The organism is Glycomyces sp. YM15 (assembly GCF_016918015.1).
In the GTDB taxonomy this organism is placed as follows: domain Bacteria; phylum Actinomycetota; class Actinomycetes; order Mycobacteriales; family Micromonosporaceae; genus Glycomyces.
Genome location: NZ_JAERMK010000011.1, coordinates 121,228 through 137,323, shown reverse-complemented (window position 1 = coordinate 137,323; position 16,096 = coordinate 121,228). Strand labels below are relative to the sequence as shown.

The 16,096-nt window shown below is 69.6% G+C and carries 13 protein-coding genes and 1 pseudogene; 9 read left to right on the top strand and 5 right to left on the bottom strand.

Annotated features, from left to right (window positions below; translation table 11 throughout):
* Positions 1-13 precede the first annotated feature (13 nt).
* From JHY01_RS13995 to JHY01_RS27760, 3 genes and pseudogenes are all read right to left on the bottom strand, one after another.
* Positions 14-1,441, bottom strand: a complete 1,428-nt coding sequence (locus tag JHY01_RS13995) for a family 2B encapsulin nanocompartment shell protein (RefSeq protein ID WP_205326262.1) — start codon at positions 1,439-1,441, stop codon at positions 14-16.
* Positions 1,442-1,522: 81 nt separating this feature from the next.
* Positions 1,523-1,930, bottom strand: a complete 408-nt coding sequence (locus tag JHY01_RS27765; protein WP_307814441.1) for a hypothetical protein — start codon at positions 1,928-1,930, stop codon at positions 1,523-1,525.
* Between the two features lie 1,144 nt (positions 1,931-3,074).
* Positions 3,075-5,300, bottom strand: a pseudogene (locus JHY01_RS27760) (germacradienol/geosmin synthase); the annotation flags it as partial.
* 310 nt (positions 5,301-5,610) lie between these two features.
* Between JHY01_RS27760 and JHY01_RS13985 the strand changes: the two are divergent.
* The 5 genes from JHY01_RS13985 to JHY01_RS13965 all read left to right on the top strand — a co-directional run bounded on the left by JHY01_RS13985 (position 5,611) and on the right by JHY01_RS13965 (position 11,909).
* Entirely contained in the window at positions 5,611-7,032 is a 1,422-nt protein-coding gene (locus JHY01_RS13985) for an FAD-dependent oxidoreductase (RefSeq protein WP_205326260.1), read from the top strand.
* On the top strand, positions 7,029-9,506 hold the full coding sequence (gene nirB, locus JHY01_RS13980) for a nitrite reductase large subunit NirB (RefSeq protein WP_205326259.1): 2,478 nt from the start codon (positions 7,029-7,031) through the stop codon (positions 9,504-9,506). The genes JHY01_RS13985 and nirB overlap by 4 nt, the downstream gene beginning before the upstream one ends.
* 5 nt (positions 9,507-9,511) lie before the next feature.
* A complete protein-coding gene (gene nirD / locus JHY01_RS13975; protein ID WP_205326258.1) occupies positions 9,512-9,853 on the top strand; it encodes a nitrite reductase small subunit NirD in 342 nt (113 codons plus the stop codon).
* Positions 9,853-11,007: a uroporphyrinogen-III synthase gene (locus JHY01_RS13970; protein WP_205326257.1), complete on the top strand. Its 1,155-nt coding sequence runs from the start codon at positions 9,853-9,855 to the stop codon at positions 11,005-11,007. Before nirD ends, JHY01_RS13970 begins: the two co-directional genes overlap by 1 nt.
* A gap of 161 nt (positions 11,008-11,168) precedes the next feature.
* Positions 11,169-11,909, top strand: a complete 741-nt coding sequence (locus tag JHY01_RS13965) for a DUF2127 domain-containing protein (protein WP_205326256.1) — start codon at positions 11,169-11,171, stop codon at positions 11,907-11,909.
* A gap of 48 nt (positions 11,910-11,957) precedes the next feature.
* Here the strand turns inward: JHY01_RS13965 and JHY01_RS13960 are convergent, their stop codons facing one another.
* Complete coding sequence (locus JHY01_RS13960; protein WP_205326255.1) at positions 11,958-13,040, bottom strand: NAD-dependent epimerase/dehydratase family protein; 1,083 nt, start codon at positions 13,038-13,040, stop codon at positions 11,958-11,960.
* A gap of 142 nt (positions 13,041-13,182) precedes the next feature.
* Between JHY01_RS13960 and JHY01_RS13955 the strand changes: the two genes are divergently transcribed.
* The 3 genes from JHY01_RS13955 to JHY01_RS13945 all read left to right on the top strand — a co-directional run bounded on the left by JHY01_RS13955 (position 13,183) and on the right by JHY01_RS13945 (position 14,786).
* Positions 13,183-13,539, top strand: coding sequence for a hypothetical protein (locus JHY01_RS13955; RefSeq protein ID WP_205326254.1), 357 nt, complete (start codon positions 13,183-13,185; stop codon positions 13,537-13,539).
* Positions 13,540-13,567: 28 nt separating this feature from the next.
* Positions 13,568-14,254: an endonuclease V gene (locus JHY01_RS13950; protein WP_205326253.1), complete on the top strand. Its 687-nt coding sequence runs from the start codon at positions 13,568-13,570 to the stop codon at positions 14,252-14,254.
* Positions 14,255-14,336: 82 nt separating this feature from the next.
* A complete protein-coding gene (locus JHY01_RS13945) occupies positions 14,337-14,786 on the top strand; it encodes a hypothetical protein (protein ID WP_205326252.1) in 450 nt (149 codons plus the stop codon).
* Between the two features lie 34 nt (positions 14,787-14,820).
* Here the strand turns inward: JHY01_RS13945 and JHY01_RS13940 are convergent, their stop codons facing one another.
* On the bottom strand, positions 14,821-15,462 hold the full coding sequence (locus tag JHY01_RS13940; protein ID WP_307814439.1) for an MOSC domain-containing protein: 642 nt from the start codon (positions 15,460-15,462) through the stop codon (positions 14,821-14,823).
* A 178-nt stretch (positions 15,463-15,640) separates the two neighbouring features.
* Here JHY01_RS13940 and JHY01_RS13935 point away from each other — a divergent pair, with 178 nt between their 5' ends.
* Positions 15,641-16,033: a type II toxin-antitoxin system VapC family toxin gene (locus tag JHY01_RS13935; protein ID WP_307814438.1), complete on the top strand. Its 393-nt coding sequence runs from the start codon at positions 15,641-15,643 to the stop codon at positions 16,031-16,033.
* Positions 16,034-16,096 lie beyond the last annotated feature (63 nt).

Sequence of the window (16,096 nt, the reverse complement as noted above, 5' to 3'; positions counted from 1 at the left end):
CCGCCCGGGATTCTCAGCGTCCGATCTCGACGTGCTCGAGGATGCCGAGCGCGTCCGGGACCAGGACCGCGACGGAGTAGTAGGCGCTCACGAGGTACGACATGACGGCCTTCTCGTCGATGCCCATGAACCGCACGGAGAGCCCGGGCTCGTACTCGTCGGGCAGGCCGGTCTGGTGCAGGCCGACGACGCCCTGGTCGGCTTCGCCGGTGCGCATGCAGAGGATCGAGGTGGTGCGCGCCCCGCTGATCGGGATCTTGTTGCACGGCAGGATCGGGATGCCCCGCCACGCCGGGATGTGGTGCCCGTGGAAGTCCACCGTGCTCGGGTAGATGCCGCGCTTGGTGCATTCGCGGCCGAACGCGGCGATGGCCTTCGGGTGGGCGAGGAGGAACTCGGGCTTGCGGCGGCGGCTGATGAGCTCGTCCATGTCGTCCGGGGTGGGCGGGCCCGAGCGGGTGGGGATGCGCTGGCTCAGCGCCGCGTTGTGCAGGAGTCCGAACTCCTTGTTGTTCACCATCTGGTCCTCCTGCTGCTCGCGCAGGGCTTCCACGGTGAGCCGCAGCTGCTGCTCCATCTGGTTCATCGGCTTGTTGTAGAGGTCCGCGACGCGGGTGTGGACGCGCAGCACCGTCTGCGCCACCGACAGCTCGTATTCGCGGGGCGTGAGCTCGTAGTCGACGAACGTGCGCGGCAGGTCCGGTTCGCCGGTGTGGCCGGCGGCGATGGCGATCGCCGACTCGCCGTGCCGGTTCGTGTTCGCCGAGCGGACGGCCTCCCTGAACTGCTCCAGGTGCGACGCGAGCGCCGGGATGCGCTCCACGAGCTCGGCGACCGTGGCGGCCGAGAGGGTGAGCACGGTGACCGGGGTCGCCGCTATGACGTCGTGGTCCCACACGGGATCGTCTTCGGTGAGGACTTCGTCGCCGAAGTGGTCGCCGTCGACCATGAGCCCGAGCGAGGCCTGGTCCCCGAAGGGCCCGGAGCCGAACTGCTCGACGCGGCCGTGCGCGATGAGGTGCAGCCCGTCGACGGGCCGGCCCTGCTGCGCCAGGTGCTCGCCGGCCTGGACCTCGCGCTGCTCGAAGCGGTCGGCCAGCGCGGTCAGGACTGCCTCGTCGTCGATGCCGCGCAGGTGCGCGATCTCGCCGAGCTCGGTGGGGATGACACGGACGGCGTCGCCCTCGCTGGTGAATTCGACGCGCCCGTCCCCGACGGTGTGGGTCAGCCGCCGGTTGACGCGGAACGCGCCGCCCTGGGTCTGCACCCACGGGAGGATCTTCAGGAGCCACCGGGAGGTGATCTCCTGCATCTGCGGTGCCGACTTGGTGGTGCTGGCGAGATTTCGGGCGGCGGCGGTGCTGAGGCTGGTCTGGGGCTGCTGTCCGTTCGAGGTCTGCTGGGGGGCGGCCGAGGTGTCGTCGACGACGGAGTCGGTCATGCTCGCACTTCCTCACGTTGAGGTGGTTAAGGCTCGTCCAGCATCATATTGCCTTATATGGCGTGAACGCCCATAATTCACTCAGAAGAGTGCTTCATGATCATAATTCTCATCTATACTGTCGAAACGCTCGATCGCGGTCTCGTACGCGACCGGATCGGTCGCCCCGCTCCGGCTGAACGGGTACTCGAGCTGGTAGGTCGCGAACAGCATGAGCGCCACCATCCCGGAGATGAGCCCCACCAGCACGAACTGGTACTTCCTGGTCGGCGTCCCGAGCGTCAGCATCACCGCGAACACCAGCACCGCTCCCGGCACCAGCACCGTCCACATCGCCGCGCTCAGGCCGCTCTGCGCCGCGAACAGCCGCTCGGTCCGATACTCGGAGATCGCCAGGATGCCGCTCTGCGTAGCGTCGAGCCGCGCCTGCACGACCTCCTCATCGCTCAGCGACCCGGCCACCGGCGCCCGCATCTCGTCGAGCAGCATCAGGCCCTCCGACGAGACCGGCTCCTGGTCGCGCATCGCGGACCATTCCTCGCCGATGACCTCGTTCGTGTAAGCACGCACCGCCGCGCGCACCTCGTCGCGCTGCTCGGGATCGAGCGCCGCCGCCGACCAGTACACGTCGACCAGCTCGTTCGCCTCCCGGTAGGTCACCTGCCCGGCCTCGTTCTTGTTCTCCCAAGCGGTGATCAGCACGAACGCCAGCACGATGGCGTAGAGGACCGTCAGCAGCTCGAAGATCGTCGTGCCCAGCTCGTTGTTGTGTGCGCGGTCCGTGGGCGGCGCGAATCGCTGCAGCAGCGCGACGATCACGCACGCGACGGCCACCACCGAAAGAGTGAACAACAGTCCTTGCAGCCATATGGGCATTGAACTCACCAGACTCCGTGAAGCAGAATATGAGGTATGAATCGTGATGAACAACGCAGAAGGCCACGGAGGGATACGTGCGGCGCCTAGTGGCCTTGGTCATCGCGGCGGCGACCCTGACGCTGCTGTCCGGCTTGGCCTTCGCCTCCGGGCCCTCCTCCGACGGGCCCGAGCCCGAGCACTTCGCGATCCAGGCGGTCCCGCTGGTCCAGATCTGCATCGAGCTGCCGGTCGTCGACCTGCCCGACCTGCCGCCCCTCCTGGAATGCCCCACATCCCCGACCGAGACGACGGAGCCGCCGTCGAGCCCGCCGCCTCCGCCTCCGCCGTCGTCCCCGACCGCACCCGCCGAACCGACTCCGCCCGCTTCGACGACGCCCGCGCCCACCGAACCCGAACCGCCGACACCCGTCGAGCCCTCCTCCACGACCGCCGCCGAGGCGGAGCACTCGACGCCGTCGTCCGAACCGGCATTGTCGTCTGGACCGGCACCGTCGAGCGAACCGGTACTGTCGTCCGAACCGGCACCGTCGAGCGACGACGACGCACCGCCCGACCCCGGGCCACTGCCCGAGGCCTTCGAGGTCGACGAGGCGGCGGCCGCCGCCGCCACCGAGGACGAGGACTCCTCGACGTTTAAGAAGCGCATGCTGGTCACCATGTTCGCGTTCGCGCTGGCGATCGGTGCGGGAGCCGCGGCCTCGGGCCGCGCGTCCAGGTAGTCCCGCCAGGACGGCGGCCGCAGCCCAGCGGCCGCCGTCGCGGGCGGTTCGAACGCTGCAGGGGGCTCGGTTTCCGGTTCGCGGTCGAGGAATCTCGCCACGCCGTGGGCTGCCGTCGACTCCGACCCGAAGCCGAACCGCCGCTCCAACGTCGAGGGCCGGTACCGGTCGGTTCCGTCCAGGTGCCACTTGTGGATGGCCGCGACCCAGTTCTTCAGGTCGTTCACGTAGGCCGCGAGCGCGGTGCGCGCCTCGTCGTCGAGTCCGTACTCGTCGATCACGGCGGGCAGGTCGTTCGCCTCGACCAGCTGGAACTGCTCGATCCGGGCGTCCGCGAGGGCCGCGGTGATCCGCACCGCCTCGTCCTTGCCGACGCCGAGGTACTCCTCGACGACGACGACGCCGTTGAGGAGCTGCCCCTCGTACTCGACCTCCTTCTGGTACGAGCACACGTCGTTGAGCAGGCACACCGCGTCCATTGCGCTCACCTCCATCCACTGGATGGGGCGCGACTTCCACACCGCGTCCGGGATCGTGCGGCCGCGTTTCAAGCGCGCCAGGGACATCGTGAGGTCGGAGCCGAACGAATCGCGTCGCATCTCCACGTAGTCGACCGGGTCGGGTACGCGGTTCTGCGACTCGGTGTGCACCTCCCACAGCCAGCCTTCGAGCATCAGTTCGACCGCGCGCTTGAACTCGGCGCGGGCGCGCTCCTCGAAACCGGCCGCCGTGCGCCGCCACAGGTCCGCGAGCCCGAGCTCGAGCGAGTTCGCCGGGACGGGCATGCGGCCCAGGTCCGGCGGCATGAATTCGAGCAGCCTGCGGTGCTGGGCGATGGCCGCGCCGAGGTTCCGGCCGCGGCCGAACACCGCGGGGTAGTAGTCGTCGCCGTAGGTGCCCCACGCGAGCCAGTCCGCGGAGGCGTTGAGCTCGCCCTGCGTCGCTTCAGGGTCGATCCCGGCCGAGCACAGCGCGAAGTCGAAGCCGAGGAACTGGCGGCGGTTCCACAGGCCCGAGCCGGGCACGGCCGGGTCGGGGGCGAGGAATCCCATCGCGCCGGCCCAGTCGACCGCGTGGCGGCGGGCCTCGTCGAGGTTCGGGTTGAGCCGCAGCGTGAACGGTTGATAGAACTCGGGCAGGTCGACGGGGCCGACCTTCCGGAACGGCTCGCGCGTGTGCTGCTTCAGCCCCGACACGGAGATCCGGGCCGCCCCCGTCCCGATCCCGTTGGGACCGCCGAGGACCCGCTGCGCCGCGTCGTTCATATAGCGGCTGGAGCGCATGTGCCATTCGTGCCCGCCGGCCTGCCAGTCCTGGAGTCCTTTGGCGTACAGAGCGATCGCGGCCTGCTCGGTGGGGGAGAGCCGCCGGTCGGCGGCGAGGACCGGGAGTTCGGTGAGGACCGTGTTCTCGAACTGGTGGAGCCGCGAGGTGAGGAGGTCGTTCACCAGGTTCGCGGCCTGCTGCGTCTCCATGCCGAGGAACCGCTCGAAGACGAGCACGGCATTGGCGTTCTCGCCCTCGTCGGTGACCTCGCGTTCGTAGGAGAACAGGTCGTTGCGCAGGTGCACGGCGTCGCTGAAGGTGTCGCGCAGGACCTGGAGCGGCCGTTCGCGCGCGACCGTGTCGGGCACTTCGGCGCCGACGGCGTACTCGACGATGCCCGCCGACCACGGTGCGCCGCCGACCTTGCGGCGCATCTCGATGTACTCGATCGGGTTCGCGACCCGCTCGGCGGTGATGTTCGTGAGCTCCCACAGGGACTCGAACAGCAGGTTGACGGTGCTCTCGAGGAAGCGCCTGCGCCAGCCCGTCGACATCGACGGCGCGGTGCGACGCCACAGGTCGATCAGCCCGAGCTCGACCGGGTTCTCCGGTTCCGGCGTCTCGCCGAGGCCGACCGGCATGAACAGCGGGATCCGGTCGAGGTACGCCTTGGCGCCCTGCATGTCCCGGGTGCGCTTGAACGCGTCGAGGAAGTGGTCGTCGAAGAAGAACACCCACACGTACCAATCGGTGACCAGGTCGAGTGCGGGCGCGTCGCAGTCGGGGTGCGTGTACGCGCACAGCAGCCCGTAGTCGTGCCGGTCGAGTTCGGCCTCGTCCCAGATGACGCCGCCGCCCTCGGCCGGCGCGTCGAGCATCCCCATCGCCTTGGCCCACACGCGCGCGTGGGCGCGGGCGCCCTCGACGTTCGAGTTCAGGCGCGCCGGATAGGGGAGATAGAACACGGGTAGCTCGAACGGGTGATTTTTTGCCATATCACTCCTTGGGGGCGAAACCGTATTTTTGCAACGCGATTCACTGTAAGGCCTCAAGGGGACGATGGCTACCCCCAGTCGGGTGGCGTTCACGAGCTGTCGGTCCGCAGCGGGCGAAGCGTGCGGACTACTTAGCACACGCGAAACATTCACCGCTCGATCGCGTAACAGGTCCGGGCGAATCTAGACGCCAGTCGGGGACTGACAGCGTCGTCGCCACGACAGCGCGCGGCGGGCGGGCTTGCGGGAATCGCAAGAAGCGAGCCCACCGCCGTCTACGCAGTCAGTCCAGCACCGGGAGGTCCAGCGCGTGAAGGTCGCGATCGTCGGTTACGGCATGGCCGGGGCCCGCATCGCCCGCGAACTCGGGCGTCGCGGGGTCGAGGTCACCGTGTTCGGTGACGAACCCCAGGCCGCTTACAACCGCATCCTGCTCTCGAGCATGATCGCGGGCAAGCAGACCGAGGACGAGATCGCCCTGCCGGTCCCGCCCGAGAACGTCGAAGTGCGCCTCGGGGAGGCGGTCGAGACCGTGGACCTCGAGCACAAGACGGTCAACGGCGTCGCCTTCGACAAGCTGGTCCTGGCGACCGGCGCGGAGGCCTTCGTACCCCCCATCCCCGGGCTGCTGCCGCTGCCCACCGGCGCCTACGTGCTCCGCACGATCGATGACGCCCGCTCGATCCTCGACGAGGCCGCCAACCGCGCCAGCGCCATCGTGCTCGGCGGCGGGCTCCTCGGCCTCGAGGCCGCGCGCGGGCTCGCCAAGCGCGGGATGGACGTCACCGTGGTCCACGCGGCCGGACACCTGATGGACCGGCAGCTCGATCCCTTGGGCGCCAGAGTCCTCGCCGACTCCTACGCCGAGGTCGGCGTCCAGTCGATCGTCGACGCGCAGACCACGCGCGTCATCCACGGCGACGACGGCCTCACCCTCGTGCTCGCGGACGGCCGCACCATCACCGGCCAGCTCATGGTCGTCTCGTGCGGGATCCGCCCCAACGCGGACCTGGCCCGCTCGATCGGGATCGACTGCGGTCGCGCGGTGAAGATCGACGACCAGTGCCGCACCTCCCATCCGGACGTGTTCGCGGTCGGCGACTGCGCCGAGCACCGCGGCATCCCCTACGGACTGGTGGGCCCGGCGTGGGAGCAGTCCGACGTCGTGGTCGACCTGCTCTCCGGTGTGAACCCGGACGCGGCCTACGAAGGGTCGCGCCTGGTGACCCGCCTGAAGGCCTCCGGGATCGAGCTCGCCGCCATGGGCGAGGTCGAAGGCGACGAGGTCGTCTCGTTCGCGGACCCGACGCGAGGCACTTACGCCCGCTTGGTCATCGACGCCGAAGGCCGCCTCGCGGGCGCGGTCATGCTCGGCGACAACCCCATGGTGGGCCAGGTGGTCCAGTTGTTCGACACCGGTGACCCGGTGCCGCACGACCGCCGCACCCTCCTGATGGGCCGCCCCGGCGAGTCCGTGTCGGTGGCCCCCGATACTCCGGCTTCCATGTCCGACGAGGTCGTGGTCTGCCGCTGCAACAACGTCACGAAAGGGGAGCTCGGCTCCGCGTTCCTCAGTGGAGCGCGCACGCCCGAGGCCCTGTCGGAGGCCACGCAGGCCTCGACCGGCTGCGGCACCTGTGCCGAGGACGTCGCGGGTCTGTGCAAGTGGCTGAACAGCACCGTCGCTGGAATCGGTCAGGCTGCCGAGCAATTGAATGAGGTGTCAGCATGAGCAAGTTGGTAGTCATCGGCGACGGCATGGTCGGCCGCCGGTTCCTGGAGGCGGTCACCCAGCGCGACCCGTCGTGGGAGGTCACGGTCCTCTGCGAGGAGCCCCGCCCGGCCTACGACCGGGTGCGCCTGTCGGCGTTCTTCGACGGGGTCAGCGCCGAGGAGCTCTCGCTCGCCTCGGACCTGCCGAACGTCGAGGTGAAGCTGGGCGAGCCGGCCGTCTCGATCGCCCGGACCAGCAAGGTCGTGTACACCGACTCCGGCGAGTACCCGTACGACAAGCTCGTGTTCGCCACCGGTTCTTACGCGTTCGTGCCGCCGATGGAAGGCGCCGATCTCGAGGGCGTGTTCGTGTACCGCACGATCGACGACCTCGAGGCCATCAAGGCGCACTCCGAGGGCAAGCGCCACGGCGTGGTCATCGGCGGCGGCCTGCTCGGCCTCGAAGCCGCGAACGCGTTGAAGCTCCTGGGCCTCGAGACGCAGATCGTGGAGTTCGCCCCTTGGCTCATGGCCCGCCAGCTCGACGAAGCGGGCGGCGGCATCCTCAAACAGCACATCGAGAAGCTCGGCATCGGCGTCGACTGCGCGACGGGCGGCACGAAGATCTCAGCGGCCTCCGGCCGCCTGCGGATGGAGACCAACCGCGAAGGCGTCGCGTACGACACCGACCTGATCATCTTCGCGGCGGGCGTGCGCCCCCGCGACCAGCTCGCCCGCGAATGCGGCATCGAGGTGGGTGAGCGCGGCGGCATCATCACCGACCTCTCTTGTGTCACTTCCGATCCCGACGTGTACGCGATCGGCGAGGTCGCGGCGATGGAAGGCATGTGCTACGGCCTCGTGGCCCCCGGCTACTCGATGGCCGAAGTGGTCGCGGACCGCCTCGCGGGCGGCGAGGCGACCTTCCCGGGCGCCGACATGTCGACGAAGCTGAAGCTCCTCGGTGTCGACGTCGCCCAGTTCGGCGCGATGGAGGGCCCCCTCTCCACCACCTACCTGGACCCGGCGCACGGCACGTACGCCAAGCTGATCCTCTCCGACGACGCGCAGACGCTCCTGGGCGGCATGCTCGTCGGCGACGCCGAGCCCTACCCGCTGCTGCGCGCCTCCGTGGGCGGCAAGGTCCCCGGCAAGCTGGCCGATCTCCTCGGCGGCGGCGAGATCGAGGGCGCCCTGCCCGACGGCGCGCAGGTCTGCTCCTGCAACGCGGTCACCAAGGGCGACATCATGGGCGCCATCCACGAGCAGGGCTGCAAGGACGTCGGCGAACTCAAGGCCTGCACGAAGGCCGGCACCTCCTGCGGCTCGTGCGTCCCGATGCTCAAGCAGCTGCTGAAGGAAGGCGGCGTCGAGGTCTCCAACGCGGTGTGCGAGCACTTCACCCAGTCCCGGGCGGAGCTGTTCGACATCGTCAAGGTCACCGGCATCACCACCTTCTCGGAGCTCATCGCCCGCTACGGGACCGGCATCGGCTGCGACCTGTGCAAACCCACCGTGGCGTCGATCCTCGCGAGCCTCTCGAACGGGCACATCCTCGAAGGCGAGCAGGCGTCCCTCCAGGACACCAACGACCACTTCCTGGCGAACATGCAGCGCAACGGCACCTACTCGGTGGTCCCGCGCATCCCCGGCGGCGAGATCACCCCGGACAAGCTCATCGTCATCGGCGAGGTCGCCAAGGAGTTCGACCTCTACACCAAGATCACCGGCGGCCAGCGCATCGACATGTTCGGCGCGCGCGTCGAGGACCTGCCGAAGATCTGGCGCAAGCTCGTGGACGCCGGGTTCGAGTCCGGCCACGCCTACGGCAAGGCCCTGCGCACCGTCAAGTCCTGCGTCGGCACCGACTGGTGCCGCTACGGCGTCCAGGACTCGGTGAAGATGGCCATCGACCTGGAGCTGCGCTACCGCGGCCTGCGGAGCCCGCACAAGCTCAAGTCGGCCGTGTCCGGCTGCGCGCGCGAGTGCGCCGAGGCTCGCGGCAAGGACTTCGGGATCATCGCCACCGAGCACGGCTGGAACCTGTACGTGGGCGGCAACGGCGGCTTCACGCCCCGCCACGCCGACCTGCTGCTGTCCGACGTGGACTCCGAGACGCTGGTGCGGACCATCGACCGGTTCCTGATGTTCTACATCTCGACCGCCGACCGCCTCCAGCGCACCTCGAAGTGGGTCGAAGGCCTCGAAGGCGGCATCGACTACCTCCGCGAGGTCATCGTCGACGACAAGCTCGGCATCTGCGGCGAGCTCGACGCGCTCATGGAGAAGCACGTCGAGAACTACGCCGACGAGTGGAAGGGCGTCATCGACGACCCCGAGAAGCTCCAGCGGTTCGTGTCCTTCGTCAACGCACCCGAAGCGCCGGACCCGAAGATCGAGTTCGAGGAGGTCCGCGGCCAGAAGTTCCCGGCCGGGTCCACCGAGCGCTCGCACAGCACGCCCGTCGCCCTCGGCACGCCTGTAAGGAAGTGATTGCAATGCAAGCAATCTGCGAGTTCGATCGCATCATCCCCGGCCGCGGGGTGGCCGCCCTCCTGGAGGACGGCACCCAGGTCGCGGTGTTCCGCCTCGCCGACGACAGCCTCTACGCCGTGTCCAACCTGGACCCGTTCATGGACGCGAACGTCATGAGCCGGGGCCTGGTCGGCGACCGCGGCGGCGAGCCGATCGTCACCAGCCCCCTGCTCAAGCAGGCGTTCTCGCTCAAGACCGGCGTCTGCCTCGACGACGAGACGGTGGCCCTCGAGGTCTTCGCCGTCGAAGTCCACGACGGCGAGGTCCGCGTCGGCGTCAACTCGGAAGTGAAAGCGAGCGCCTGATGGTCGCAGCCCCAGCCCCTTCCCGTGAAGCCGCCGCCGACTCGGCGCTCGCACCGCTGACCGGCTACACCGTGGCCGTCACCGCGCAGCGCCGCGCCGACGAGCTGGCGACCCTGCTCGAGCGCCGCGGCGCCCGGACGGTGGTCGCCCCGACGCTGCGCATCGTCCCGCTCCCGGACGACGAGGCGCTGCGGGCGGCCACAGTGGAGCTCATCCGCGAGGCCCCCGACCTGGTGGTGGCGACCACCGGGATCGGCTTCCGCGGCTGGCTCGAAGCGGCCGAGGGCTGGGGCATGGGCGACGACCTGCTCACCGTGCTGGGCCGCGCGCGCATCCTGTGCCGCGGCCCCAAGGCCCTCGGCGCGGTGCGCGCGGCCGGTCTCACCGAAGAGTGGACCGCGCCGAGCGAGACCGGCGACGAGGTCGTCGAGTACCTGCGCGAACGCGGGGTGGGCGGCCAACGGGTCGCGATCCAGCTCCACGGCGACCCCGCCGAGGACTTCATCCAGACCGTCCGCGACGGCGGCGGCGCGGCCGTCGCCGTCCCGGTCTACCGCTGGACCCTGCCCACCGACATCACGCCCGTGCAGCGCCTCGTGGACGCCATCTGCGCCCGCCGCATCGACGCCGTGACCTTCACGTCGGCGCCCGCCGCGAACGCGCTGCTGCGCATCGCCGGCGACCAGGCCGCCGACATGCTGGAGGCGTTCCGCGCCTCCGCCGAGGACAACGGCGTCCTCTCCGTCTCGGTCGGCCCCATCACCGCCGCGCCGCTCACCCGCCTCGGCGTCGAATCGGTGCAGCCGCAGCGGGCCCGCCTCGGCGCGCTCGTGCGCACCGTCGCCTCGGCCCTGCCCAAGCGCTCCCGCAAGCTCCAGCTCGCGACGGGGCACAGCATCGAGCTGCGCGGCCACATGGTCCTCCTCGACGACCAGCCGTTCCAGCTCCCGCCCGCCCCGATGGCCGTCATACGAGCGCTGGCCTCCGCGAACGGCAAGGTCCTCTCGCGCGCTGAACTGCTCGGCCATCTGCCGCGCGGTGCCGACGGCCACGCCGTCGAGATGGCGGTGACCCGCCTGCGGGACGCCGTGCATCTCCGGTCCTGTGTGGAGACCGTGATCAAACGCGGTTACCGCTTGAACCTCGAAGTCTAGAATCGCTGCTCGCGCCGCCCTGGCCTCCGGGTCGGGGCGGCGTCAGCGTCTTCGCGCACCACACCGGCCATTGAGGATGGGTGGCGGGAGCGGGCACGACTCCGTACGATGAGGTTCCTGAGACCGTCAACGCCCGCAACGAGCCGTCATTGGAGGCCGCCATGGCATACCCGCCGGCGCCGCAGTATCCGCAGTCGCCCCCGCCGGGGCCGAAGACCAGGCCGGGGTCGGTCACCGTCGTCGTGTGGACCCAGATCCTCACGGCCGTGATGCTCGTGGCCAGCGGCATCGCCATGTTCTCGGTGATGTCGGCCGTCGAGGACACCGTCACCGAGCAGCTGCTCAGCGACCCCGAGCTGGCGGACTCGGGCCTCACCGCCGACAATGTCAGCTCGCTCATGACCTTCACGTTCGCGCTGATCGCGGGCGTGTACGTGGTCATGGCCGTCTTCTACCTGGTCCTGGCCCTCCTGGTGAACAAGGGCAAGCGCCCGGCGCGGATCCTCAGCTGGATCCTCTCGGGCATCGGCCTGCTGTGCTGCGGCATCGGCGGTCTCGTCGGCCAGCTCGGCTCGATGACCGCGAACGTCAACGGCCAGGAGTACCAGGACGAGGCCACGCAGGCCATTGAGGACGCGACGCCCGCATGGGTCACCGCGATCGACTGGATCACGCTCATCCTGCTCATCGTCGGCTCGCTGGTGATCATCATCCTGCTCGCCGTCCCGGCCTCGAACGAGTTCTTCCGCAAGGACGAGCCGCCGATGGGCCCGTACATGGGCCAGCCGCCCTACGGTCAGCAGCCGCCGCCTGGACCGCAGCAGCCGGGCCCGGGTCAGCCTCCGTACGGACAGCAGCCGCCGCCCGGGCCGCAGCAGCCTCCCGGCCCGCCGCAGCAGTAAGCGAACGAACGGCCCCACCGCGGTCTCGCACCGCAGTGGGGCCGTTCGCTATCCGTCGTACGCCGGGGTCTCCGGCCGCGGCACCGAGAATCGGCGCCGCGCGTCGAGTTCGGCCAGGTCTTCGCGCGCCGGCCTGTCGTGCCAGGCGGCCAGCACCTCGCCTTCCTTCTGCCGCGAGAGGCCCGCTTTCAGCCGCGGCTCGGCGGCGTTCGCGTCCCACCAGCGCCGCACGGTGTCGCCGAGGCCGGAGGCGCGGAACCCGGCGGCGACCGCCGGACCGGTGGGCCGGGTCTGGAAGCCGTCGTAGTCCGGCGTGGGCACCCACATGCCGAGCGAATCGGGTCCGGACCAGGGGTTGAGGCCCTGTCGCAGCAGGAACTCCTGCGGGACCCAGGTCAAATCCGGTGGTGCGGCGAGGACGCCGTGGTCGACGAGGGCGTCGCCGATCGACTCGAGGAACGCGCCGAATCCGAGCGGTTCGCCGATGGCGTCGACCGTGCCGCGCTCGCCGGACTCGGCGGCGTCGAGCAGCCATGCGGCGTAGTCCTCGACGTCGATCCACTGCACGGGCCGGTCGCGCGGGCCGGGAGCCAGCACCTCGCCGCCCTCGGCGAAACGCAGCGGCCAGTAGCCGAGGCGGTCGTTGCGGTCCCCTGGGCCGACGATGAGACCGGGCCGGGTGATGAACGCCTTGTCTCCCAAGCGCTCCCGCACCAACTGCTCGCACGCGACCTTGCTGGCGCCGTAGGCCTCGATGGCCGGGTCGGTGGCGTCGGCGGCGGTCGGCCCATGGAGCTCGCCGCTCATCACGTCGAAATGCTTGTAGACGGAGATCGTGGAGACGAACGACCAGTGCGCCGCGCCGTCGGCGAGGGCGTCGAGGACCGGGCCGAGGTGCGCGGGGATGCGAGCGACGTCGAATACGGCGTCGAACGACTTGCCGCGCAACGCATCGAGGCCTTCGCCGATGGCGCGGTCGAGCTTCACGAACTCGGTTCCCTCCGGCGCTTCCCCGGTGACGCCGCGGGAGGCGACGGTGACCTTGTGGCCGCGCGCGACGGCGTGTTTCGCGATGGTCTGCGACAGGAACACGGTCCCGCCGAGGACGAGGATCTGCTTCTCGGTGCTCATCACCCGAGCATGGTCCCCTGGCCGGGCGGCGGGCAAGGGGCGTTCGCCCTGAGCGGATCGGGCAGGGGGCGGTGCGGGCGGTGCGGAGGCTCGCACCGACCGAATATGGTGGGAGGCAGAGGACCAGCGCGAGGAGGACGCCATGACCGACGACCTGTTCGACGACGACGGGACGTTCGGCGACGGATTCTTCTCGTCCCTGGCGGCGAGCCCGGACGACCCGGCATCGGCCTACGCGTTCGACGACGCCTCGGATGACGGAGCGGGGGAGGACGACTTCCACTTCCTCTACGAGGTCGAAGGCGACGGCAGTTTCGAGACCGACGCGGAGGATTTCGACGACGGGACCTTCGACCACGACTACGACTACGACCCGGGCTTCGACGCCGACGCCGAAATCGATCTCGAACCGGATTTCGATCCCGACCACGACTTCGACCACGAGGGCGACCACGAGTTCGGTCCCGATCTCGGCCGCGGTTTCGGACCGGGTGTCTGAGGCCGATTCGTCTCGTTAGGCTTCCGGAGTGAGCGATCAACCCCGAGCCGCCTATGCCCGCCTGCCCAGCGACGAGGCCGAAGCGGTCGCCATGCAGACCGAGCTGGCCGGATGCGTGGTCGTCGCCGACGACGACTCTCCAATAGAGACGATCGCCGGACTCGACATCGCCTATGACAAGCACGGCGACACCGCCATCGCGACCGCGGTCGTGCTGCGGCGCGGCGACCTGGACGTGCTCGACCGGTCCGTCGTGCGCGGCGCCTCCGACTTCCCGTACGTACCCGGCCTCCTCGCCTTCCGCGAGCTCCCGCTGCTGCTCAAGGCGATCGAAGCGCTCTCGGTGACTCCCGACCTGTACGTGTGCGACGGGTACGGGCTCACGCACCCGCGCCGGTTCGGCCTCGCCTGCCACCTCGGCGTCGTCCTCGACGCACCCGCGATCGGCGTCGCCAAGAACCCGCCGCACCTCCCCGTGGAGGCCCCCGGGCCCGAACGCGGCGCGTGGACCGCCATCACCGCGAGCGGCGAGACCGTCGGCTGCGCGCTGCGCACCCAGGACGGCGTCAAACCCGTCTACGTCTCGGTCGGCCACCGCAGCACCCTCTCCACCGCCCGGGACCTCGTACTCGAACTCGCTCCGACCTACCGGCTCCCCGAACCGATCCGCGCCGCGGACCAGTTGGGTCGCAGGCGACTCGCGGCGACCGAATGACCACGAGGTAGGGCCGTCCTCACCCCGAGCGGGGGCGCTCGCAGGATGGATCCGGCTCCCGAACGCCAATACCGTCGACGGCATGGAACCACCCGAAACCGTCAAGAACGCCGCCCTCTTGTGGGCCACCGCGATCACCGCGGGGATCGTCGAGACCGTGCTCGCCGTCAGCGAGATCGCCCGCGATGCCGGTCTCGACTCCGGGGTCTGGCTGAACGTCGGCGTCCGCTCCGCCGTCTACATCGGCGCCTTCGTCCTCGTCGCCTTCTTCGCCCGCGGCCGCCGCCCGGCGCGCATCGGCCTCGCCCTGCTGCTGTCCGTCGTCGGCCTCGCCGCGATGGTCGTCCCCAGCGCGATGCACCTGGCCGACGGCGAACCGCTCATCGCGGCCGTCGGCGGCGACGGCGAGTTCGCCATCGCCTTCTTCGTCGTCAGGCTCCTCCACATCACCGCAGTCCTGCTCGCCACGGGCCTCATGTTCAGCCCCGCCGCGACCGCCTACTTCCGGGGGCCCGCCCTCGCGACCGCCTAGAACGACGGCGCCCCGGCCGCAAGGCCGGGGCATGCTACGTCCGGAGCAGCCAGTCCTTCTCGGACTGCGACACCTCGGGCACCTCGAGGATCCGCGGGATCAGCTCCCGCTCACCCATGGCCGCCCTGAACAGCATCGACACTGTGATCTCGTGATCGGGTCGGTGCACCACTTCGAGTTCCGCCCCCGCCTCGACGTACCCGGGCTCGTTCACCCGCAGGTACGGGCCCGGCCGGGCCTCCTTCGTGAACGTCTTCAACCAGCCGCGCTCGGCGATCCAGCCCCGGAACGTCCCGCACGGGATGCGGGCGCTGGTCACCTCGAGCACCAGCCCACCGGGCCCGGCCCAGCGTTCGCCGATCAGCGCCGCGTTCACGTCGTATCCGGTCGTCGTCAGGTTCTCCCCGAACGCACCCGCGCCGAATTCTCTACCTGTCAACTGATTGAAATGCCCATAATCCTCGGTGCCGTAGACATAGACCGCCTGGTCAGTGCCGCCGTGGCTCTGCACATCCCCGACGCGGTCGCCTTCGAGCCCGACCGACCCGTCGCCCTTCGGCCCCGGCGAGGTCACCCGCACCGGCCCTTCGACCGGCAGCTTCTCGATATACGTGGCCGCAAGGCCCTTCCACGGGTTCTCGCGCGGACGGCCCACGTTCACCGAAAGTATCTTCACGCGCCGGAGCCTAACGGCGGCAAGGGGAGCGGACAAGCCGATAATCGAGGGAGACATCGAGCGACGTCGACAAGTTTCCGCACTACGAGGTCGAAGGCGACCCCGTCAAGGACCTCATCGAGGAGCGGGAACAAGAACGCCGAGAGCTGTTCGGTGAGATCGCGGAGGACGGTCGGGCGTGATCTATCTTGACGCCTCGGCTTTGCTGACCCTGGTCGTGAAGCGCGATGGACACGAGGAGCTTTCCGACTTTATCGGCGGCTATCCGAGTGTTCCCATGGCAACGAGTTCGATCGGTCTCATCGAGACCGTTCGCAACACCAGGCGGTACGGGCAGTTTCCAAGGCTGATGGCCGAGCTCGAACTGATGTGCGGCGAACTCGCCGTCAACGACGAGATCCGGGATCTCGCGGCAGACCTCCCCGGGAACATCCGCGCCCTCGACGCGATCCATGTCGCGACCGCACTGACGGTCTCGGAGTTCCTGACCGCCATGGTCAGCTACGACCGTCGCATGCTTGACATCGCGAAGGAGCAGGGCCTCCCGATCGCCTCCCCCGGAATGAACTGAATGCGAGATCGCCCCGGTCCCTCGGACCGGGGCGTCGTCGTACCCCCGGGCTAAGCTTCTGAC

What these genes read in the sequence shown, in the direction of transcription:
- JHY01_RS13995 (WP_205326262.1), bottom strand. Translation starts at nt 1,441, where the DNA reads ATGACCGACTCCGTCGTCGACGACACCTCGGCCGCCCCCCAGCAGACC.
- JHY01_RS27765 (WP_307814441.1), bottom strand. Translation starts at nt 1,930, where the DNA reads ATGCTGCTCGACGAGATGCGGGCGCCGGTGGCCGGGTCGCTGAGCGAT.
- nirB (WP_205326259.1), top strand. Translation starts at nt 7,029, where the DNA reads ATGAGCAAGTTGGTAGTCATCGGCGACGGCATGGTCGGCCGCCGGTTC.
- nirD (WP_205326258.1), top strand. Translation starts at nt 9,512, where the DNA reads ATGCAAGCAATCTGCGAGTTCGATCGCATCATCCCCGGCCGCGGGGTG.
- JHY01_RS13970 (WP_205326257.1), top strand. Translation starts at nt 9,853, where the DNA reads ATGGTCGCAGCCCCAGCCCCTTCCCGTGAAGCCGCCGCCGACTCGGCG.
- JHY01_RS13965 (WP_205326256.1), top strand. Translation starts at nt 11,169, where the DNA reads ATGGCATACCCGCCGGCGCCGCAGTATCCGCAGTCGCCCCCGCCGGGG.
- JHY01_RS13960 (WP_205326255.1), bottom strand. Translation starts at nt 13,040, where the DNA reads ATGAGCACCGAGAAGCAGATCCTCGTCCTCGGCGGGACCGTGTTCCTG.
- JHY01_RS13955 (WP_205326254.1), top strand. Translation starts at nt 13,183, where the DNA reads ATGACCGACGACCTGTTCGACGACGACGGGACGTTCGGCGACGGATTC.
- JHY01_RS13945 (WP_205326252.1), top strand. Translation starts at nt 14,337, where the DNA reads ATGGAACCACCCGAAACCGTCAAGAACGCCGCCCTCTTGTGGGCCACC.